A 17,863-nucleotide genomic window follows, 5' to 3' on the forward strand; every position below is an offset into this window, starting at 1 on the left:
CAACAGGAAGGTCCCACCGGCCGACCGCCGCCGGGAGGGGCCGCCGGACCGTCGCACGGGGGCCGGTCGGGACACAGCAAGAGGGCTGGTTGGGCCGGTCGGCCCTAGTGCTTCGGGGCCGGGCGCGTGATGATCGAGGTCATGGACGGCCCGCAGTCCGTTCACACTCCGGGGAACGAGGCGTCGAGATGGCCGAGGCACACATCTTCACCGCGCAGGACCCGATCCGCGTCTTCCTGCTGGACGACCACGAGGTCGTCCGTCGCGGCCTGTCCGACCTCCTGGACGCCGAGGAGGACATCTCGGTGGTCGGCGACGCGGAGAACGTCGAACACGCCCTGGTACGAGCCCCCGCGGTGCGCCCGCACGTCGCCGTCCTGGACGTACGCCTCCCCGACGGAAACGGCATCACCGTCTGCCGCGAACTCCGCGACCAGATGCCGGAGTTGGCCGTACTGATGCTCACCTCGTTCGACGACGAGGACGCCCTGCTCGACGCCATCATGGCCGGAGCGTCCGGGTACGTCCTCAAGCAGATCAAGGGAACCGACCTGGTCTCGGCGGTACGCACCGTCGCCTCCGGGCAGTCGATGCTCGACCCCGCGACGACGGCCCGCCTGATGCGCTCGCTACGTGCCGAGCCGGTCCAGGCCCCGGAGATGGCACCCGAGTTGGCGAGCCTGTCGCCGCGCGAGCGGGAGATCCTCGCGCTGATCGGGGACGGACTCACCAACCGCGAGATCGGCAAGAGGCTCTACCTGTCGGAGAAGACCGTCAAGAACCACATCTCCCGGCTGCTCGCCAAGCTGGGCGTCCAGCGCCGGGTGCAGGCCGCGGTCCTCGCCTCGCACCTGGAACAGTCCGAGTCCGGCGACCGTTCGGGCGGCTGACCCGCGCGCCGGGCCGTCCGGCGCGATCCGAGGCCGTACGGCCCCTCCCTCCGGCCCTCCCCGCACCACCACGCTGGACAGGAACAGCGAACAGCCCTGGCGCTTCCGGCTCGACCCGGACACGGTGACGCTGGAGATCCGCGCCGTCGCGGAACGCGGCCTGCACGTCTCGGTCGGCTGCGCGCTGTTCAACCTGCGCGTCGCGGTCGCCCACTGCGGCTGGGAGCCCGTGACCCGGCGACTCCCCCGGTCCGACGAACCGGACCTGCTGGCCACCGTACGGCTCGCCGGAACCGCACGACCGCCCACGGCCCCGCATCTCTACAACGCCCTGTGCCGCCGGCGCGGCAGCCGCTTCCCGTTCGCCGACCGGCCGGCGCCGGCCTCTGTGCTGACCGAACTGACCGAGGCCGCCCACGCGGAAGGCGCCGTACTGGACCTCCCAGGCCCGCGGAGACCAACCAGCTGCTGCGGCTGACGCGAGAGGCGGAACAGCACAACACCGCTGGCACAAGCCGGGCGACGGAGAGCCGCCGATGGGTCCACCCGCCCCATGGCGAATCCCTCGGCATACCTCCGGAGGCGATCGGTCGGCAGGACTTCCGGGAGCAGATACCCGTCCGGGACTTCGGCGCCCACCAACACCCGACGACGCTCGCCGCCCGTCCTTTCGAGAAGCGGCCCTCCAGCGCCGCACTGGCCACCCTCCACGACCGCCGTACGGACTGGCTACGCGCCCGTGAAGCACTCGAACGACTCCTGCTGGTGGCCACCACCCACGGCGTGCGGGTATCCCTCCTGCATCAGGCACTGGAGTGGCCCGACCTGCGCGAGCAACGCGTGGACGGCCGACGGGATCACGCACGGATGATGCTCCGCCTGGGCTACGGCACACAGGGGCCCGCCTCACCGCGCCGGTCGGCGGGCCAGGCGTTGGAGCCAGGCACCCTGCCGGCCGCCGGGTCGGATGTGCCTGCTCATTGAAGCGGCCGTCGTCCAAAGCGAAGGTCGTGGGCCCGATCGTCAGCCGCACCTGCAAGTGGCCGGTGGAACTAGCAGCGGACGAGAGCGACAGGGCAGTCGGCCTCGCGCAGGGCCGTCCGGCCGACCGGGTCCAGCAGGCCGCCTCCGAACCGGGACCGGCCACGTACCCCGACAACCAGGAGCTGGCTGTCACCGCTGGCCTCGACGAGGGCCCGGCGAGACCGGGCCTGTGGCCGACGGCAGCGCAGGGTGACGTCCGGGTACCGCTTGCGCAGCTCGGACAAGGTCTCGGCGAGCGCGAAGTCCTCGTCGTCCTCCGCCGCGGCGGCACCGGACTCGCCGTACGGCCTTGTCGCGACGACGTGCCGCAGCTGCACAGCCACCAGGTCGGTTCCCCGCAACGAGGCTTCGGCGAAGGCGAATTCGGCGGCTCCACGGAGTGTTGACGTGCCGTGGACGGCGAGCAGTACGGGGCCGGCCGGGTTCGGCCTGCCACGCACCACCAGCAACGGACCGGACATCCGGGCGGACAGGTGTCCGGCGAACGAGTCGTCGCGCTGGGTGCCGTGTCCTGCGGTGCCGTTCCTTCCGACGACGGTCAGGGACGCGCGGCGGGACTCTGCCGCGAGCACGTTCCCGGGTTCGCCGACAAGGACCTCGCGCGCGATCCTCACACCCGGTGCGGCGCTGTGCGCACGTCGCTCGGCCTCGGCCAGTGCACCGGTGCTGCCCGCAGCCCACGAGGGAACGCCGGCCGGTGTACCTCCGGACGGCCAGCCGATGACCTCCATCAGCTCCAAGCCGACCCCGAGCCGCTCGGCCTGCTGCGCGGCGACTTCCACCACCGTCAGACTCGACCGCGAACCATCCACTCCCACGACCACCGGTCCACTCATCACGGTCCACCCCTCTCCAGGCACCCTCCCTGGACGGAAGAGGCGCTCCACTGGACTCCAGACTCGTGCGGCCCCCGGCGCTCCCACAGGGGCCGGACGGACCCATCGACACACCAACCGGTCCCCGCCCGCGGACCCGTTGGGCCCGACGAGTCCCCGGGCGGTCGGGAGCCGCTGCGGACGCCGGGGTGGGGCGAGGATGTTCGAACGCCGAGTGGCTCAGGTTGCGGATGAGCAGAACGGCGGCGGTCAGGAGCAGGGCGCACAGCAGGACCGAGCCGGCTGACATCGCGAACCAGTCCCAGCCGCTCATGTCGTGGTGGTTCCTCTACATCATCACGGGGTCACTCCCCGGACATGCGGGACCGATGCTGATGGCAGCCGGAGTCGTCGGGCTCATCATGTGCACGAGCACCCGGGGCGCTGTCTTGGTCACCGGCCACTGCCGGGCGCTCGCTGTTCGACTTCAACACCGGTGCGCTGCACCGGAGTTGGCGGGTGGCGTACTACGCGTACGGCGCCCTGCCCCTCGGACGGCCTCATCGCGCTGCTCGCTGTGGTCGCCGGGGTCTCACTGGCCGCCACCGGACGCTCCCCGCGCGGCCCGTCCGACCTGGTGATCGTGCTCAACCGGTGGGTACTGCGCGTGGTCGCCCACGCGGCACTCCTCACCGCCGTACACCTTCTGTTCCGGCTCGACCAGGGAGATGACGAAGGTGACGGACCCACAGCCGCGTCCTGAGCCCGGGCCTTCAGGACTGCCGGCAAGGGCCTGTTGGGCCTGTACCCGGCCCCCGTCGGCCCACGGCCATGGCGCTGGGTCCGGGCCACCGTGGTGACAAGAGACCGACCAGGGAGGCTGTCATGACCGAACACACCTACGGCAACGGCATCGTGGTGGGCGTCGACGGCTCCGAGCCGTCCATGGCGGCCCTGCGCTGGGCGGCCGAGCAGGCAGCGGTCCTGCACACGGACCTGGTCGCCGTGCACGCCTGGGAACCGGCCGCGAACGGACACGCGCCCTACGCCCCGGCGCCCGCCGGCCCGACGGCCGCCCAACAGCGTGAACAGGCCGCCCAGGTCCTCGCCACCACCGTGCGCAAGGCCCTGGGAGCCCGGACCGGCGATGCCGTTCTGCGCATCGTGGTGGAGGGACCTCCCGCCCACGTACTGCTCCAACAGGCCCGCGGCGCCCTGCTGTTGGCCCTGGGCCGCAAGGCGCGCGGGAATTTCGGACTGCCCTCGGTCGGCCCGGTGGGCCGTGAGTGCCTGCGGCACACCAGGGTCCCCGTGGTGACCGTGCCGATCTCGGACCGGTCACAGGAGTCGGCGGAAGCCGTCGGCTCGCCTTCGCTGGCCGGGAGTCGGGCCTCCTAGCGCCGTCGGCGGCCGGAGGGCCGACCGGAAGGCTGCTGCCGCAGACCCTGTTGGGCTTCCCTCCCTCAGGGCAGCCGGCCAGAGGCATGGAGCATGTCGAACACCATCCGGTCCACTGCCGAGACCCGCGCACGATCGCCGTGGCCGAACCAGTCCACTTCTGCGATTTCCCCTGAGGCAACCAGCGGGCCGGTGCAGTCGGCGGTGTAACAGATCATCCGGAACTCGGTGCACCTGCCGGAATCCCTGCGCGTCTCGAAGGTGCCGACGTGCACCATCGTGGCCGTGTCGACCCGGGAGCGGAGTTCTTCGGCGATCTCGCGCGCCAGGGTCTGGGCATCGGACTCGCCACTTTCTCCGGAACGACCTCGTTCTTCCCCATTCCCGGACCCTACCCACCCTCGCCAGCTGCGAGGGGGGTGCGGAGCGGGCGCCTATTTCACCGTCACCGGTACCTTCCACACGAGGGTGGTGCCGCCGCCCTGCGGAGCGGTCCACTCCAGCTCGCCGCCCAGTTGCCGGGCCCGCTCCTCCATGTTCCGCAGCCCGCTGCGTCGGCCTTCGGCCGGAATGCCCACGCCGTTGTCGGTCACGGTCAGACGCACCTCACGGCCGTCGGTCACCAGGGCGATGTCGGCGCGGTCGGCCCGAGCGTGCCGGGCGATGTTGGTCAGCGCCTCGGACAGCACGGCGATCACATGGTCGGCGATCTCCCGCGGCACGTCGGTGTCGACCAGGCCCTCCATCCGCACGCTGGGTGCGAAGCCGAGCACCGGGGCGGCTTCACCGGCCGCGCGCACGACACGAGCCCGCAGCCGCGTCCCGGCGCCGCCGTCACGCGCCCGCAGGCCGAAGATCGTAGACCTGATGATCTTGATGGTCTCGTCGAGGTCGTCCACCGCGCGCACGACACGCTCGGCGGCCTCGGGGTGCTCGATGAAGCGGCCCGCGCTCTGCAGGGTCATGCCGGTGGCGAAGAGTCGTTGGATGGCGAGGTCGTGCAGGTCGCGGGCGATGCGGTCGCGGTCCTGGAGAACCGCGATCTGCTCGGCGTCCCGACGGCGTTCCGCCAGTTCCATCGCGACGGCGGCCTGCGCGGCGAAGGCCTGCAAGGTCTCGGTCTCCGTCGCCGAGAAGGGCAGCCGCCCGACTTCTCGCGCGAGCAGCACCACGCCGCGCACACCTGTCTCGCCCGTGCCGATGGGCACCGCCACGGCGGGGCCGAGTCCCCCGAAGCGCGGGGGCTCCAGGGAGATGCGCTCATCGTGGCTCACGTCCGCGCTGGTGACGGGGGCGGCCCTGGAGAAGGCCAGTCCCATCAGGCTGCGGTCCAAGGACAGCACGAGCCCCTGGTGAGCTTCGGCGTCCATGCCGACGGCGATCTCCACGGCGAGCGACCCGGTGTCCTCCATCGGCAGCGCGACCGCCGTCAGTGCGGACCCCGTGATCTCACCGGCCCGCTCGGCGATCAGGCCGAGGACCTGGGTGCGGGAGTCGCCGGACATCAGGTTGTGGGTGATCTCCGCGTTCGCCCGCAGCCAGCGTTCCCGCAGCCGGGACTCCTCGTACAGGCGGGCGTTGTCGATCGCGACGCCCGCCGCCACGGCCAGGGTGGACAGGACCGACTCGTCCTCGTCGTCGAACTGCGCCCCACCGCGCTTCTCGGTCAGATACAGGTTGCCGAAGACGTGCTCGCGCACCCGGATGGGGACGCCGAGGAAGGTGTTCATCGGCGGGTGGTTGGACGGGAAACCGTACGACGCGGAGTGCTGGGAGATCTTCGCGAGCCGCAGGGGTTCGGGGTGCCGGATCAGCTCGCCCAGGATGCCGTGGCCCTCCGGGTAGGGGCCGATCGCGGCGATCTGCTCCTCGGTGACGCCGATCGTGTGGAAGGCCGACAGCGCCTTGCCGTCAGGAGTGATCACACCGAGCGCGGCGTACTCCGCGTCGACCAGGACCGCCGCCGCCTCGACGATGCTGTGCAGGGCCTGCTCCAGTTCCAGTTCCCTGCCGACCGAGAGCACGGCTTCCAGCAGGCTGTGCACCCGGTCCCGGGTGCCGCGAGCCGCGTCCAGACGAGCCTGCAGTTCCTCCAGCAGCTCGTCCAGTTTCAGCTGCGGCAGCCGTATACGCGCGTCCCGGGATTCCTCAACGCCTGCCACCGGTGATCCTCCAGAACCCCTCGCCACACCGCGGGTCGACCACGCCGGTCACGTGCCACGGTATCGGTCGGAGGCCGGTACGGACATGAGATCAGGCCCAGATCATGGGCCTCGCGCGCCTCACGCAAGGGGTGAAGGAGGCAGGCGCTGTTCGGGGCAACAGGCCGGTCGGCCACGGGTGAGGGCCGAACGGCCCTACCGGACTCGGGCCCCGGCACCGTTCCATGAGCATGATCGAGCCCTCGCCCGCCGACCGTCACCCTGTCGCCCCGGTGGACCGTCGGCCGGAGACACGAAGCGGTGAACGACGAACCCGTACGGAGGCTGCTCACGACCACGAACCATGACCAGCCGACCGCGGCAGTGCCGCACCACCGGAGCATCGAGCTCGACAGTGCGGAGGCACTGCGGCTGCTCGGCAGCGTGTCCCTGGGGCGCATCGCCTTCACGCGGCAGGCGCTGCCGACCATCCGCCCGGTCAACCACGTCGTCGACGGCGGGGTCATCGTCATCCGGACCCACGAGGGTGCGGCCCTGACCTCACGTACTCTCCAGGCCGACGGTCCCGGAGTCGTCGTGGCCTACGAAGCCGACTCCATCGACCCCGACACCCACCTCGGCTGGAGCGTGGTCGTCACGGGCTACGTCCACCTGGTCACCGACGCCGACGAACTGGCCCGATACCAGGGCCTGTTGCGGCCTTGGGTGCAGCAGACGACGGACTACACGGTCCGCATCCGTCCGGATCTGGTCACCGGGCTCCTGCTCGTCCCGGTCGACCAGCCGGCCGAAGCCTGACACTCGGCCTTCCCGTGCCGGTCCGTCTCTCGCACGGACGGGCACGGGTCATGTGCGGCAGCCGCTTGCCGCCCCGACGACGTACGCGTCAGTCGTGGGGCACCACAGCCACGGGCGCTACGGCGTCGCGCAGCACCGCGTGGGTCGCCACGCGCAACGCCGGCCAGGTGTGAACCGGCCTGACCGACCACAGCCTCTTCGATCACCTCGGCACCGGGGAACCTGTCCCGCCGCGCCCTCGGTACGTCGGTCAGCGGCTCCCGCGCGGCAAGGCTTCCGAGCGAGCCGGCCAGGCCGACGGTGACGGCACACGAACGACCGGGGTGCCACCGCCAGTTGGCGGCGACACCCCGGTCCCGACGGGTAACCGGCTGTCTACTTCAGCCAGTTGTGGTCGTGGACGATGGGCAGCTTCGCCCAGACCTTGCCGAGACCCCACGTGGCACCGGCGCCCGCCGCCGCCAGGGCGATGATGACGACGGCGTAGACGAGGTGGTAGTCGACGAACGGGTTGGACGACATGCTCAGCGTGCCGTCGGAGAGGTGCTTCGCAGGCGGCCACTCGGCGATCCACATCAGCGCCATCATCGCCGTACCCGCCACAGCGGCGAGCCGCAGCGCGACACCGGCAACCAACGCGACGCCGACGCCCAGCAGACCCAGCATGAACAGCCAGTTCGCCCAGCCCGCACCCGCCCAGTCATGGAACGTCGACTCCATCGGACCCGCCGCCACCGAGCTCAGGAACCCCTTCGTCGGCGAACCGCCATCGATCCAACCCTTGCCCGACGGAGTCGCGTAACCGAACCCGAACGTCTTGTCCAGGAACGCCCACAGGAAGACGAACCCGGTCAGCAGGCGCAGGGACGCAAAGGCATAGGCACGCGTCGCGGTCGTCACCGCCGTCGTGTCGGTGGCGGCCTGTGCCGTTCCGGTCCGGTGGAGGGACGGGAAGCGGAATCGCGGGTGGTGTTGGGGGTGGTTCTGGACTGCCATGATGCTCATCCCTTTCGAGGGAACGATGCTTGGGATTCGACGACTCTCGTTACGCCCTCAATGTCTCGCGGCGGGCGCCGGCGGCAGAGGGGCTGCAGGTCCCCGATCGAGGGCCCGAACGGCCCTGTCTGCCGGGTCACTTGGCGATGGGCACCACTACGACGGGGCAGTGGGAGCGGTGCAGCAGGGTGTGCGCCACCGGGCCCAGCGGCGGGCCGAACCGGTGGGTGCGACGGTGCGCGCCGACGACCACGACGGCGCAGTCGCGCGTGGCGTCCAGCAGGGCGTGCGCCGGGCCGGTACGGACCGTACGGCTCTCGACCTGGATGCCGGGGTGCCGCGCGCTCAGCCGGGCCAGGCTGAAGCGCGGTACTGAGCCCTCCGCCCTTCCCTTCTGGGCGAGTTGCTCCTGGCCCGGGCTCGTCGCCGGGACCAGTGAGGGCAGTTCGGAGGTGATGTGCCGGTGGGTCCAGGAGTGCAGGACGCGTAGCGGAACACCGCGCCGCTCGGCCTCCTGGAAGGCGTAGAGCGCCGTGTCCTCGTCGCTGTCGCCCTCCAGGCCGAGCAGCACGGGCCGTCGGTCGTCGCACGGATGGTCGCCGCGGACGACCAGCAACGGGCTGTGCACCTGCGCGGCCAGCCGCAGGCTCACCGAGCCGAACAGCAGGCCGGCGAGACCGCCCATGCCCCGGGTCCCTACGACTGTGAGGTCCGCTCCCTCGCTCTCACGCACGAGCGTGCGCACCGGACCGCCGACAGCGTCCTTGGTCACCACCGGCAGTTCGGGGTGACGTGCGCGGACGCGCGTGATCGCGGATGCCAGTACCGGTCCGGCCTCGTCGCTGTCGGGTACGGCGTACACGACACCCAGTTCGACGCCTCGGCGCGCGGCTTCGGCCGCGGCCCAGTCCAATGCCCGGACCGAGATCAGCGAACCGTCCACTCCGACGACCACATGATGGAGAGTCATGTCCCGTTTCCCTTCTGGCTGTTGCGTGCTCACGCTGTTCGGCGGGAAGGGGCCGCCCATGCTCACGACGGCTCCGATGGCGATGCTCGTCCTGTACGGAGGACCCGGTCAGGGGCCACGGGAACCTGCCGACACGCCGTACGGCCCCTTCTTGTGGGGCCGTACGGTCCCGGTGTTCAGCGGTTGAGGTCCACCCCGTCCATCGAACGCCCGCCGACGAGTTCGCGGCCGGTCACCCACTCGGGCTCGACGCGCACGAAGACCTCCTGGGGCGAGGGGACCCAGGAGGACGGGCCGGTTCGGGTCAGGCGTTCGTGCTCGGCCGCGTCGGTCACCACGGTGGCCGACCCGGTGACGACGACGCTCCAGCCCGAGTGTGCGACGGCGTCGACCTCGTCGGCCTCGAAGGCGACCACCGAGCCGTCGATCGCGCGCACCAGCTCCGAGGCGGCGGAGGTGCGGAGCAGTACCGCCCCGTCGTGGTCCAGGGAGAAGTTCACGGGCAGTACGGCGGGCAGGGCCTGGCGGGTGTGGACGATGCGGCCGACGAATGCCTGGCCCAGCCAGCGCAGGCACTCGTGTCGTTCCAGTTCGCGGAATCCGTCGTTGGAATACATCAGCCAGTCCGTCTCTCGCCCTGTGCGCGGGTCTGCGGGTCTGTGGGTGTCACTCCATGGTTCGCCCCGCAGGGTCGGCGGGTGAGGGGCCATCGGTCCCGCCCGCTTCGGAGAACGTCCCCCGTCGCGTGGTGATCCGACGTCCGGTCAGGCTCAGCGCGTCGATACGGATCCACTCCTCGCGTGAGCCGCCGGCCCACGGCGTGCTGAGCGCGTGTTCCGTCAGACTCCGTATGTCGTCCGCGTCGGTCACGGTCCGCGCCCGGCCGAGCGCCAGCACACTCCAGCCCTCACCGAACGCGTCGTCGATACGGTCGATCTCGAAGGTCACCTGGCAGCCCGCCGCCCGCGACGGCGTCGTACCGGGAGCGGTCCGGTAGACGATCGCGCCGTCGACCACGCTGTAGTTGACGGGGACGATGACGGGTCCCGAGACGGTGGGCACCGCGACCCTGCCCACCCCGTGCGTCGACAGCAACTCGCGGCACTCCTGGACGGTCAGTTCGGTGAACGTCGGGTCGGAGCCGGCCCGCCCGGGGCCGGGCGTCTGGTCGCTGCCGCCCCCGGCGAGTTCGGTCACGGTGGTGTCCAGGGCCGCGGCGAGGCTGAGGAGAACGCTCCGGCCGGGAGCGGCACCGGGAAACTCCTCCAGGTACTGGAGGTAGCTCGCCGCCACCCCCGCGCGGTCGGCCGTCTCCTCCCGGGAGAGGTCAAGTGCGGTGCGCCGTACGGAGATCCGGCGTCCGAGGTCACCCACGGGTGAACCCTCTGTCACGTTCAGCGGGAACGGGTCAGGCATGGCTCGTCACGTCCTTCTGTCCTGCCGCCTGGACGGCGACTTCCTCGTGCCGGGTCCCGCCGAGCACCACCTTGGGGGCGCCGGTGTCGGCCGCCTTGGCGAAGACGTCGTACGCCTTCTCCATGTGGTCCAGCGGGAAGATGTGGGTGCCCAGCGCGCCGGTGGGCAGCCGGCCGGGCGGTGGCGATCGCGGCCAGTCCGACCGGACCTGCTCCGACGACGGCGACGGTGTCGCCGGGGCGCACCTGTCCGTTGAGCACGCCCACCTCGTACCCGGTGGGGAAGATGTCCGCGGGCAGGACGGCGTCCTTGGCGTGCTGGGCAGCGGGTGGACGGAGAGGTCGGCGTGCGGGACGCGCACGTACTCGGGCTGGGTGCCGTCGACGAGGTGGCCGAGGATCCAGCCTCCGCCGGCGCGGCACTGGCCGTACATGGCCTTGCGGCAGTAGGCGCAGCGCCCGCAGGCGGTGATGCGGGAGACCAGGACCCGGTCCCCGGGCCGTACGGTCCGGACGTCGGAGCCCGCTTCCACGACCTCGCCGACCGCCTCGTGGCCGAGGACGGTGCCGGGGCGCACCTCGGGCACGTCGCCCTTGAGGATGTGCAGATCGGTTCCGCAGATGGTGACGGCGTCGACGCGCACGATCACGTCGGTGGCGTCCTCGATGCCGGGATCCGGGACGGTGTCCCAGGAGGACTGTCCCGGCCCGTGGAAGACGAGGCCCTTCATGACGTTCCTTCCCCGTTCGGTCGACTGCCCCCGTCTGTCCAGCGTGTCCCGGGCCGTCGGTCCTGGCTTGGGCCGGTCGGCCCTCATCGCCCGGCCGGACGGGCTCGTTGCGGCCGGGCGGCCGCGGGGTGGGCCGAACGGCCCATCTCGAACAGCTGGGCGGGTCCGGTCGGCCCTTCCGCGCGGGACCATCTGGCCGGTTGGCTCGCACCATGACCGAGATCCACACCACCGCCGCCCTGCGCTCCTCGGAACGTGTGATCGCCGGGACGACCCTCGTGGCGCTAAGCGGCGAGATCGACCTCCTCACGGCGCAGCCGCTGTCGGCACGCCTGGACATGCTGACCGCCGGCCCCCGCCCCGATCTCGTACTGGACCTGCGCGCCCTGTCGTTCATCGACTGTGCCGGGCTGGGTGTGCTGTGCCGGGCACAGAACCGGACGGCGACCCGGGGCGGACGGCTCCGAATCGTCACCGGCAAGACGGGCTTCCTGCGGATCCTGCGCCACGCCCAGCTCGGCGGCGTCTTCGAGATCCACGCACGGCTGTCGAACGCCCTGGCCGCCGGGCCGGAGTCCGGCGAGGCCTCCGCCACAGCGGGCTGAACGGCCCGTCCGGGCCCGGGACTCAGTGCCGATGGGGCACCCGACAGCCCCTGTTCGGCCCAAGCGACGTCATGTTCCCGACTGGCACCTTCGGGATGGCGACCACGACGAGGAGGTGCGGACCCATGGGCAGGAACGGGCGTATGAGGAAGCGGCTGTGGCGGTTGCGGAGCAACCCGTTGCGCAGGCACGACGACATCGTCGAGGCCTGGATCGTCCTGGTCGTGGGGGCGGTGATCCTGGTGGGCGGCACCCTCGCCGGCTTCGTGACGTCCCACGCCGCCGACGAGGAGTTCAGCGCGCAGCGCACCGAGCGGCACTCCGTGCGGGCGGTACTCCTCACGGACACCCCGTCCCCCACCGCGGGAGTCGGATCCCGCGACCTGATCAAGGCGAAGGTCCGCTGGACGACCGCCGACGGCACCGGCCGTACGGTCAGCGCCCTGGTGGACACGGGGCAGAAGGCCGGATCCAAGGTCGTGGTCTGGCTGGACTCCGCAGGCAACTCCACCATCGAACCGCCGAGTTCGAAGGAGACGACTCTCGAATCCGCCGTCCTGGGCCTCACCGCCGCACTCGCCTTCGCCGGTCTGGCGTTCGGCACAGGGGCCGCCGCACGGTACCGGCTGGACCGGCGTCGTATCGACTCCTGGGGTACGGAGTGGGACCTGGTGGGGCCGAGTTGGGGTCGAAAGACCGGCTGACGCCCTGCACGCGGCACAGTAGGACCATGCCTCTCCGGCAGCGACTCTCTCCTCCTCGGCTACCGTGCGCCGAGTACGAGGAGGAGTGAGCGATGAACGCGGACAGAGCCCCGGGAGGCACGGGTGGGATGAAGCGGCGTCTGGACGTGTCCGACGCCGTGGTGATCGGTCTGGGGTCGATGATCGGAGCCGGGATCTTCGCGGCCCTCGGCCCGGCGGCCGACGCCGCCGGTTCCGGGCTGCTGCTCGCTCTGGCCCTGGCCGCCGTCGTGGCCTACTGCAACGCGACGTCCTCGGCACGGCTGGCCGCCCTCTATCCACGGTCCGGCGGCACCTACGTCTACGGCCGCGAACGCCTGGGCGACTTCTGGGGCTACCTGGCCGGCTGGGCGTTCGTCGTCGGCAAGACGGCCTCCTGCGCGGCCATGGCCCTCACCGTCGGCGTCTATCTCTGGCCCGGCCAGAGCCACGCGGTGGCCGTGGCCGCCGTAGTGGCGCTGACCGCGGTGAACTACACCGGGGTGCAGAAGTCCGTCCTGCTCACCCGCGCCATCGTCGCGTTCGTCCTGGCCGTGCTCGCCGCCGTCGTCGTCACGGCGCTGACCTCCGCCCATGCGGACACCGCACGGCTGGACATCGGCCAGGACACCACCTTCACGGGGCTGCTCCAGGCAGCGGGCCTGCTCTTCTTCGCCTTCGCCGGCTATGCCCGCATCGCCACCCTCGGCGAGGAAGTCCGCGATCCCGCCCGTACGATCCCGCGCGCCATCCCGATCGCGCTCGGGATCACCCTCGCCGTCTACGCCCTCGTCGCCGTCGCCACCCTGACACTGCTCGGCCCGCGCGGGCTGGCGGACGCCACCGCCCCGCTGTCGGACGCCGCACGCGCCGCGGGCGCCGACTGGCTGGTGCCGGCCGTCCGTGTCGGCGGCGCCGTCGCCGCGCTCGGCTCACTGCTCGCGCTGATCCTCGGGGTCTCCCGCACCACCCTCGCGATGGCCCGGGACCGGCACCTGCCGCACGCCCTGGCCGCCGTCCACCCCCGCTTCGGTGTTCCCCACCGCGCCGAACTCGCGGTCGGCGCGGTGGTCACCGTCCTCGCCGCGACCACGGACGTGCGCGGCACCATCGGCTTCTCCTCCTTCGGCGTCCTGGCCTACTACGCCATCGCCAACGCCTCCGCCCGGACCCTCACCGAGGAAGAAGGCCGACCGAACCGCCTGATCCCTCTCACCGGCCTGGCCGGCTGCGCGGCCCTCGCCTTCGCCCTGCCCGCGAGCACCGTCGTCTCCGGCGCCGCGGTTCTCCTCGTCGGGGCTGCGCTCTATGGTCTACGACGGGTCAGGAACGGCAACGACACCGGCCGCTGAGCCGGACTGCACGCGGTCAGGACCGGTGACCGAGCTGATGGGTGCGGCTCCAGGACGGCGCCGGTGCCAACGGCGTATTTCGTCGGCTCCCCAGACGATGAAGGGGAACGGCGCGACGAGGGCCCATTGCCCGGCGGACAGTGTTTCGGTGCCCAGCACGGTGTGCACGACGGGGACGTACACCCCGGCGAGGGCGGCCAGGAGCGGCTTGTTGGTGAACAGACCGACGCCGCGCAGAGAGGCGTGTTCGGTGCGCACCGCCATGGCCGTGCCGATCTGGCAGGCGACGATCCCGACCCAGGTGACGGTGGTGGCCTGCCGGTAGGCGTGGTGGAGGGGGCTGCCCGCGCCGACGTCGTCGCCGGGGTGCCAGCCCGCGCGCAGGAGGACGACGAGGAGAGCCGTCATGACCAGCAGCGCGGAGATCAGTCCGAGGAAGCCCCGGGCGCGGGCGAGCATCGACCGGGTTACGTCGGCCGGCCTCGATGTCCGAGACGATGGTGGTGAAGTCGTCGTCGGTGAGCACCATCGTGGAGACTTCCCGCGCGACATCGGTGCCGGAGCGGCCCATGGCGATCCCGATGTCGGCCCGGCGCAACGCGGGGGCGTCGTTGACTCCGTCACCGGTCATGCGAAGACCACTTCGCCTGCCGAGGCCGGGAGTTGATCCAGTTCCGGTTCGGAGAGCCGGTCGAGTTCGGTGCCGGTGACGACGTGCACGCGGATGCCGGCCTGATGGGCGCGGGCGATCGCTGCCGCCACCCGAAGGCGGGGAGGGTCGCTCATGGCAACCAGGCCGAGCAGGTACAGGTCGAGTTCGGCTGGCCTCGCGCTGGGCGGGCACCGGTGCGCCGGTGGGGAGTTGGCGGACGGCGACGGCCAAGACGCACAGTCCGGCGTCCGCGTAGTCGTTCATGGCCGAGGTCACTGACGGCGGGCCCGCAGTACGCAGTCCGCTCAAGGGCCAGCGTGGCTCACGCGCCGCCGTCTCATCCCCGGGACTTCACGCGACAACGAACTGCTCCTCATCCGAAGGGCAGAACACGGAGGTTCTGCCCTTCTCTCTGATCACCGTCGATCGTCGTCGCAGCTCTTGCCGCCCTGGCACTCGCGGTGCCGGTCCGGAGGCGCCCGGCCCCCACGGCGGCCCTCGTCCTGTCAGCCGCCGTTCTGCGTGGCCGTCTTGGAGTAGTTGTCCTGCCAGGCGGCCTTGGCGCCCGAGTCACCGATCCGGTAGACGTCCACCACTGCGCCGACCGCGACAGCGAGCGAAAGAACCACGACCACGCCCCGAACCAGTACCGAGGGCGACCACGAAGCACTCACCATGCCGTCCTCGGCCGGTGCCGGGCGGCGGGCCGTCCACCAGACGACGGCCGAGAACACGAAGAGGCCGAGAGCCCACGGCAGCAGGCCGTCGCCGAGTTCGGCATGCTTGCGCACCAACGGGTCGCTGCCGACGTGCTGTTCCAGCCACTCCCCCGCGTGGGTGGCCACCGGCACGCTGGCCAACGTCACGAGCGCGAGGATCGGCAGCAGCAGTCCGAGCCGCCGGGCACCTGCGGGCCAGGCCGCGCACACCACGAGTGCCAGGGCGCTCAGGGGTACGAGCACGATGACGAAGTGCACGAACAGAACATGCGCGGGCAGTCCGTTGACGACAGTGAGGCTCATGAGGACTTTCTCCATGGGGGGGTTGGCCGGACGGTGGACGCTGCGAAAGCCTCGGCACTTTTTCACAGGGACTTCTCAGTTACCTCTGAGCCTCATCCGAATCACGGCCCCCCGTGGCCCCCACAGGGGGGCTCACGGAGCGCGTGAGAAGTAGCTCTCCGCCTGGCTGAAGTGCGGGCGGAGAACGGAATGGAACCCGCACAAACAGGCACGCCAAGCTGTACCGACCGATACGACGAGGTCGAGTCAGCCTGGCGCGAACACCAGATCACGCCGGCGCGCACCGGCCTGACGCTGTTCCACCACCGCTCCGCGCATCGGACGGGCCGGCCGGAACGGAGGAACCCTCTGTGACGCCGCCAAACTGCTTGATCCTGTCGGGACACTTGGAGTTGCCGAGGTCAACTGCCCACGGTTCGACAGGACTTCGGCCGGGGTGTCTCGCGCTCGTCGAGGTGGTTCCGGAAGGCAGTCGGCCCGCGAGACGCGGGGGCTTCCCCGGTCGACGGCAGTCCGCTGAGGCGCTCGATGTCGACGGCGATGGGCGTCAGGACGTGCTGGATGTGGGCCTTCCCCTGTCCTGGGCAGCGGCAGCGTCGCATGCCGTGTCCGTGGGCGAACTCGTTGACCGTGCCCTCCTCTCCGGAGCGGACCGCGTAGTGGTCTTCCACTCGGGCGTCTACTGCTCGGTACGGACGCGGAGTTGCAGGTCGCGGAGGTCTCCTGGGGGAAGGCCCATCCCGTAGGCATCCCGGGAGGCGAGGTGCAGCACGGTGATCTCGTGGGCCAGGGCGTCGTCGGTGGCTTTCCCCGAGCACGTCTTGTCACCGGTCGGCCATGCGTAGAAGGAGGAGCGGGGCCACCCCCACCCGTCGGCTGCGAGCGTAATGAGCACGACGAACAAGGTCACGGTCGCGCTTGCCGCAGCGCCGGTCCGCCACCTTCCACGGTGACGCGAGGCCGGTTCGCGCACGGCCTGGCCGGTCGTTGCGGAGTCGGACGGGGTGACGTACTGGCTGTCGTGGGTACTGGTGCGAGGGAGACGCTTCTCCACGTGCGCGGGTGCCGGGGCGAGAGGGGTGGCCGACTCGACCGCGCCACGCCGGTTCCAGGAGGATTCGGCGAGTTCCCACAGCGCACGCAGGCGCGGTTCCGGCTCGTTCACCAGCTGGCACAGCCTGCGGACCGCCGGCCACGGCGCCAGTGCGTGGCCGGTGAAATACCGCTGCCAGGACGACTTGCTGAACGCCGACTCGGCAGCGAGTGCGGACAGAGTCAGCTTGCGACGGTCGCGGAGCACACGCAGTTCAGCGGCGAGGCGGGCCAGCTCCCGTGGTATTTCCGTCACTTTCGCAGTGCCGCCCAGGTCCGCGGTCCGACCTGGCCGTCGACGCCGAGGTGGTACGTCTTCTGCGCCTGGATCACGGCGGACTCGGTGAGCGGCCCGAAATTGCCGTCGACACCGCCCGGCGAGATCCCCGCACGCCGCAGCAGGCACTGCAGCTCGGCCACCTCCGGTCCGGACATGTCGACTTCAAGGCGATCATTGCGCGTGGTGCTGTCACCGGCGTACCACATCCCGCCCTTGCGGACGTAGTCACAGGTGTACGAAGTGGGCCGCGCGACCGCAGCCGGACGGGTGGCGGTTCCCGCGAGCTGAGGGTGTTCCAACTCCACACCCAGTAAAGCGATCGCGGCACCCGCCGCGGCCGAGACGCCGACGGTCAGGAGCAGCCGGAGTCGTGCCCTGAGCGGCGCAGCGCCGAGAGGGCCACGTGCCAGGAAACCTCCACGGGCACGCCTACCGCCCGCACCTTCCTGCATGCCTGGTGCGCTGTCCCGCTCCACCGCACCGGGCCCGCTGTCCTCCTCGGCAGAAGCAGGTGTGTCGGGGTTCCGGTCACGGGACCAGGCCTCCTGTGCCATCTCGTGCCGCGCCAGCAACCGGGTCGAGTCCGCCCCCACCGTCGCGGCCAGGGCTTCCACTGCCTCACGCGGAGGCAAGGACCGACCACCGAGGTAGCGGTTCCACGACGATGCGCTGTAGCCGGTGCGGGCGGCCAGCTCCCGCAGACTCAGCCCACTCGCGTCCTTTAACCGGCGCAGCTGCGCCACGAACCCCACGACTGCGGGGTCAAGCCCCGCAGGCAGCGCTTTCCAGCGCGCCATGTCCCGCCCCCGTTTCTCCCCCGCAGCACACCCCCCGAGTGCCTCGGCCCGATCGTAACGGCTCACCCGTCCCCGCTTCCACGGGCACGAGCGTGTCGCGGCGACCCGCGCCGCGGCCGCCA

General features: G+C 71.1%; 21 protein-coding genes and 2 pseudogenes. 8 read left to right on the forward strand and 15 right to left on the reverse strand.

What is annotated here, in order from left to right; translation table 11 throughout:
* Positions 1–188: 188 nt before the first annotated feature.
* Complete coding sequence (locus OG496_RS03525; RefSeq protein ID WP_405969510.1) at positions 189–890, forward strand: response regulator; 702 nt, start codon at positions 189–191, stop codon at positions 888–890.
* A 124-nt stretch (positions 891–1,014) separates the two neighbouring features.
* The gene (locus OG496_RS03530) at positions 1,015–1,368 is read left to right on the forward strand and encodes a hypothetical protein (RefSeq protein WP_405969511.1); all 354 of its coding nucleotides are present in this window, start codon (positions 1,015–1,017) and stop codon (positions 1,366–1,368) included.
* 251 nt (positions 1,369–1,619) lie between these two features.
* Here OG496_RS03530 and OG496_RS03535 read toward each other — a convergent pair whose 3' ends face one another.
* Positions 1,620–1,751, reverse strand: a complete 132-nt coding sequence (locus tag OG496_RS03535; protein ID WP_405969512.1) for a hypothetical protein — start codon at positions 1,749–1,751, stop codon at positions 1,620–1,622.
* Between the two features lie 191 nt (positions 1,752–1,942).
* Positions 1,943–2,770: a universal stress protein gene (locus OG496_RS03540; RefSeq protein WP_405969513.1), complete on the reverse strand. Its 828-nt coding sequence runs from the start codon at positions 2,768–2,770 to the stop codon at positions 1,943–1,945.
* A gap of 475 nt (positions 2,771–3,245) precedes the next feature.
* Here OG496_RS03540 and OG496_RS03545 point away from each other — a divergent pair, with 475 nt between their 5' ends.
* Both OG496_RS03545 and OG496_RS03550 read left to right on the forward strand, forming a co-directional pair.
* The gene (locus OG496_RS03545; protein ID WP_405969514.1) at positions 3,246–3,512 is read left to right on the forward strand and encodes a hypothetical protein; all 267 of its coding nucleotides are present in this window, start codon (positions 3,246–3,248) and stop codon (positions 3,510–3,512) included.
* A 122-nt stretch (positions 3,513–3,634) separates the two neighbouring features.
* On the forward strand, positions 3,635–4,147 hold the full coding sequence (locus OG496_RS03550) for a universal stress protein (RefSeq protein ID WP_405969515.1): 513 nt from the start codon (positions 3,635–3,637) through the stop codon (positions 4,145–4,147).
* A 65-nt stretch (positions 4,148–4,212) separates the two neighbouring features.
* On the opposite strand, the pseudogene OG496_RS03555 reads toward OG496_RS03550, so the two are convergent.
* A pseudogene (locus OG496_RS03555) lies at positions 4,213–4,491 on the reverse strand (DNA mismatch repair protein MutT); the annotation flags it as partial.
* Between the two features lie 90 nt (positions 4,492–4,581).
* A complete protein-coding gene (locus OG496_RS03560; protein WP_405969516.1) occupies positions 4,582–6,309 on the reverse strand; it encodes a GAF domain-containing protein in 1,728 nt (575 codons plus the stop codon).
* 300 nt (positions 6,310–6,609) lie between these two features.
* On the opposite strand from OG496_RS03560, the gene OG496_RS03565 reads away from it, so the two are divergent.
* On the forward strand, positions 6,610–7,107 hold the full coding sequence (locus tag OG496_RS03565; RefSeq protein WP_405969517.1) for a pyridoxamine 5'-phosphate oxidase family protein: 498 nt from the start codon (positions 6,610–6,612) through the stop codon (positions 7,105–7,107).
* Between the two features lie 375 nt (positions 7,108–7,482).
* Here OG496_RS03565 and OG496_RS03570 read toward each other — a convergent pair whose 3' ends face one another.
* The 5 genes and pseudogenes from OG496_RS03570 to OG496_RS03590 form a co-directional block, all read right to left on the reverse strand.
* On the reverse strand, positions 7,483–8,103 hold the full coding sequence (locus OG496_RS03570; protein WP_405969518.1) for a hypothetical protein: 621 nt from the start codon (positions 8,101–8,103) through the stop codon (positions 7,483–7,485).
* Positions 8,104–8,239: 136 nt separating this feature from the next.
* Entirely contained in the window at positions 8,240–9,073 is an 834-nt protein-coding gene (locus tag OG496_RS03575) for a universal stress protein (RefSeq protein ID WP_405969519.1), read from the reverse strand.
* A 176-nt stretch (positions 9,074–9,249) separates the two neighbouring features.
* Positions 9,250–9,690 carry a pyridoxamine 5'-phosphate oxidase family protein gene (locus OG496_RS03580; protein WP_405969520.1) on the reverse strand — a complete coding sequence of 147 codons (441 nt, stop codon included), beginning with the start codon at positions 9,688–9,690 and terminating at the stop codon, positions 9,250–9,252.
* Positions 9,691–9,739: 49 nt separating this feature from the next.
* Positions 9,740–10,489, reverse strand: a complete 750-nt coding sequence (locus OG496_RS03585; protein WP_405969521.1) for a helix-turn-helix domain-containing protein — start codon at positions 10,487–10,489, stop codon at positions 9,740–9,742.
* Positions 10,482–11,219, reverse strand: a pseudogene (locus OG496_RS03590) (alcohol dehydrogenase catalytic domain-containing protein). The gene OG496_RS03585 and the pseudogene OG496_RS03590 overlap by 8 nt, the downstream one beginning before the upstream one ends.
* Positions 11,220–11,431: 212 nt before the next feature.
* Between OG496_RS03590 and OG496_RS03595 the strand changes: the two are divergent.
* The 3 genes from OG496_RS03595 (at position 11,432) to OG496_RS03605 (ending at position 13,898) form a co-directional block, all read left to right on the forward strand.
* Entirely contained in the window at positions 11,432–11,824 is a 393-nt protein-coding gene (locus OG496_RS03595; RefSeq protein WP_405969522.1) for an STAS domain-containing protein, read from the forward strand.
* Positions 11,825–11,967: 143 nt separating this feature from the next.
* Positions 11,968–12,528, forward strand: a complete 561-nt coding sequence (locus tag OG496_RS03600) for a hypothetical protein (protein WP_405969523.1) — start codon at positions 11,968–11,970, stop codon at positions 12,526–12,528.
* Between the two features lie 92 nt (positions 12,529–12,620).
* Positions 12,621–13,898 carry an APC family permease gene (locus OG496_RS03605; RefSeq protein WP_405969524.1) on the forward strand — a complete coding sequence of 426 codons (1,278 nt, stop codon included), beginning with the start codon at positions 12,621–12,623 and terminating at the stop codon, positions 13,896–13,898.
* On the opposite strand, the gene OG496_RS03610 is transcribed toward OG496_RS03605, so the two are convergent.
* The 6 genes from OG496_RS03610 to OG496_RS03635 form a co-directional block, all read right to left on the reverse strand.
* Positions 13,860–14,357, reverse strand: a complete 498-nt coding sequence (locus tag OG496_RS03610; protein WP_405969525.1) for a cation transporting ATPase C-terminal domain-containing protein — start codon at positions 14,355–14,357, stop codon at positions 13,860–13,862. The two genes, OG496_RS03605 and OG496_RS03610, sit on opposite strands and share 39 nt — an antisense overlap.
* A 168-nt stretch (positions 14,358–14,525) precedes the next feature.
* Positions 14,526–14,684, reverse strand: coding sequence for a hypothetical protein (locus OG496_RS03615; RefSeq protein WP_405969526.1), 159 nt, complete (start codon positions 14,682–14,684; stop codon positions 14,526–14,528).
* 372 nt (positions 14,685–15,056) lie between these two features.
* A complete protein-coding gene (locus OG496_RS03620) occupies positions 15,057–15,572 on the reverse strand; it encodes a DUF2231 domain-containing protein (protein ID WP_405969527.1) in 516 nt (171 codons plus the stop codon).
* 401 nt (positions 15,573–15,973) lie between these two features.
* Complete coding sequence (locus OG496_RS03625; protein ID WP_405969528.1) at positions 15,974–16,243, reverse strand: hypothetical protein; 270 nt, start codon at positions 16,241–16,243, stop codon at positions 15,974–15,976.
* A gap of 8 nt (positions 16,244–16,251) precedes the next feature.
* Positions 16,252–16,920 carry a helix-turn-helix domain-containing protein gene (locus OG496_RS03630; RefSeq protein WP_405969529.1) on the reverse strand — a complete coding sequence of 223 codons (669 nt, stop codon included), beginning with the start codon at positions 16,918–16,920 and terminating at the stop codon, positions 16,252–16,254.
* Positions 16,917–17,741: a peptidoglycan-binding protein gene (locus OG496_RS03635; RefSeq protein WP_405969530.1), complete on the reverse strand. Its 825-nt coding sequence runs from the start codon at positions 17,739–17,741 to the stop codon at positions 16,917–16,919. The genes OG496_RS03630 and OG496_RS03635 overlap by 4 nt, the downstream gene beginning before the upstream one ends.
* Between the last annotated feature and the right edge of the window lie 122 nt (positions 17,742–17,863).

It is taken from the genome of Streptomyces sp. NBC_00988, assembly GCF_045162645.1.
Lineage (GTDB): Bacteria > Actinomycetota > Actinomycetes > Streptomycetales > Streptomycetaceae > Streptomyces.

Excerpts from the sequence above, each read along its gene's own strand:
- OG496_RS03580 (WP_405969520.1), bottom strand. The coding sequence starts at position 9,690 with ATGTATTCCAACGACGGATTCCGCGAACTGGAACGACACGAGTGCCTG.
- OG496_RS03595 (WP_405969522.1), top strand. The coding sequence starts at position 11,432 with ATGACCGAGATCCACACCACCGCCGCCCTGCGCTCCTCGGAACGTGTG.
- OG496_RS03635 (WP_405969530.1), bottom strand. The coding sequence starts at position 17,741 with ATGGCGCGCTGGAAAGCGCTGCCTGCGGGGCTTGACCCCGCAGTCGTG.
- OG496_RS03600 (WP_405969523.1), top strand. The coding sequence starts at position 11,968 with ATGAGGAAGCGGCTGTGGCGGTTGCGGAGCAACCCGTTGCGCAGGCAC.
- OG496_RS03585 (WP_405969521.1), bottom strand. The coding sequence starts at position 10,489 with ATGCCTGACCCGTTCCCGCTGAACGTGACAGAGGGTTCACCCGTGGGT.
- OG496_RS03610 (WP_405969525.1), bottom strand. The coding sequence starts at position 14,357 with ATGCTCGCCCGCGCCCGGGGCTTCCTCGGACTGATCTCCGCGCTGCTG.
- OG496_RS03550 (WP_405969515.1), top strand. The coding sequence starts at position 3,635 with ATGACCGAACACACCTACGGCAACGGCATCGTGGTGGGCGTCGACGGC.
- OG496_RS03605 (WP_405969524.1), top strand. The coding sequence starts at position 12,621 with ATGAACGCGGACAGAGCCCCGGGAGGCACGGGTGGGATGAAGCGGCGT.
- OG496_RS03575 (WP_405969519.1), bottom strand. The coding sequence starts at position 9,073 with ATGACTCTCCATCATGTGGTCGTCGGAGTGGACGGTTCGCTGATCTCG.
- OG496_RS03620 (WP_405969527.1), bottom strand. The coding sequence starts at position 15,572 with ATGAGCCTCACTGTCGTCAACGGACTGCCCGCGCATGTTCTGTTCGTG.
- OG496_RS03525 (WP_405969510.1), top strand. The coding sequence starts at position 189 with ATGGCCGAGGCACACATCTTCACCGCGCAGGACCCGATCCGCGTCTTC.
- OG496_RS03540 (WP_405969513.1), bottom strand. The coding sequence starts at position 2,770 with ATGAGTGGACCGGTGGTCGTGGGAGTGGATGGTTCGCGGTCGAGTCTG.
- OG496_RS03570 (WP_405969518.1), bottom strand. The coding sequence starts at position 8,103 with ATGGCAGTCCAGAACCACCCCCAACACCACCCGCGATTCCGCTTCCCG.
- OG496_RS03615 (WP_405969526.1), bottom strand. The coding sequence starts at position 14,684 with ATGAGCGACCCTCCCCGCCTTCGGGTGGCGGCAGCGATCGCCCGCGCC.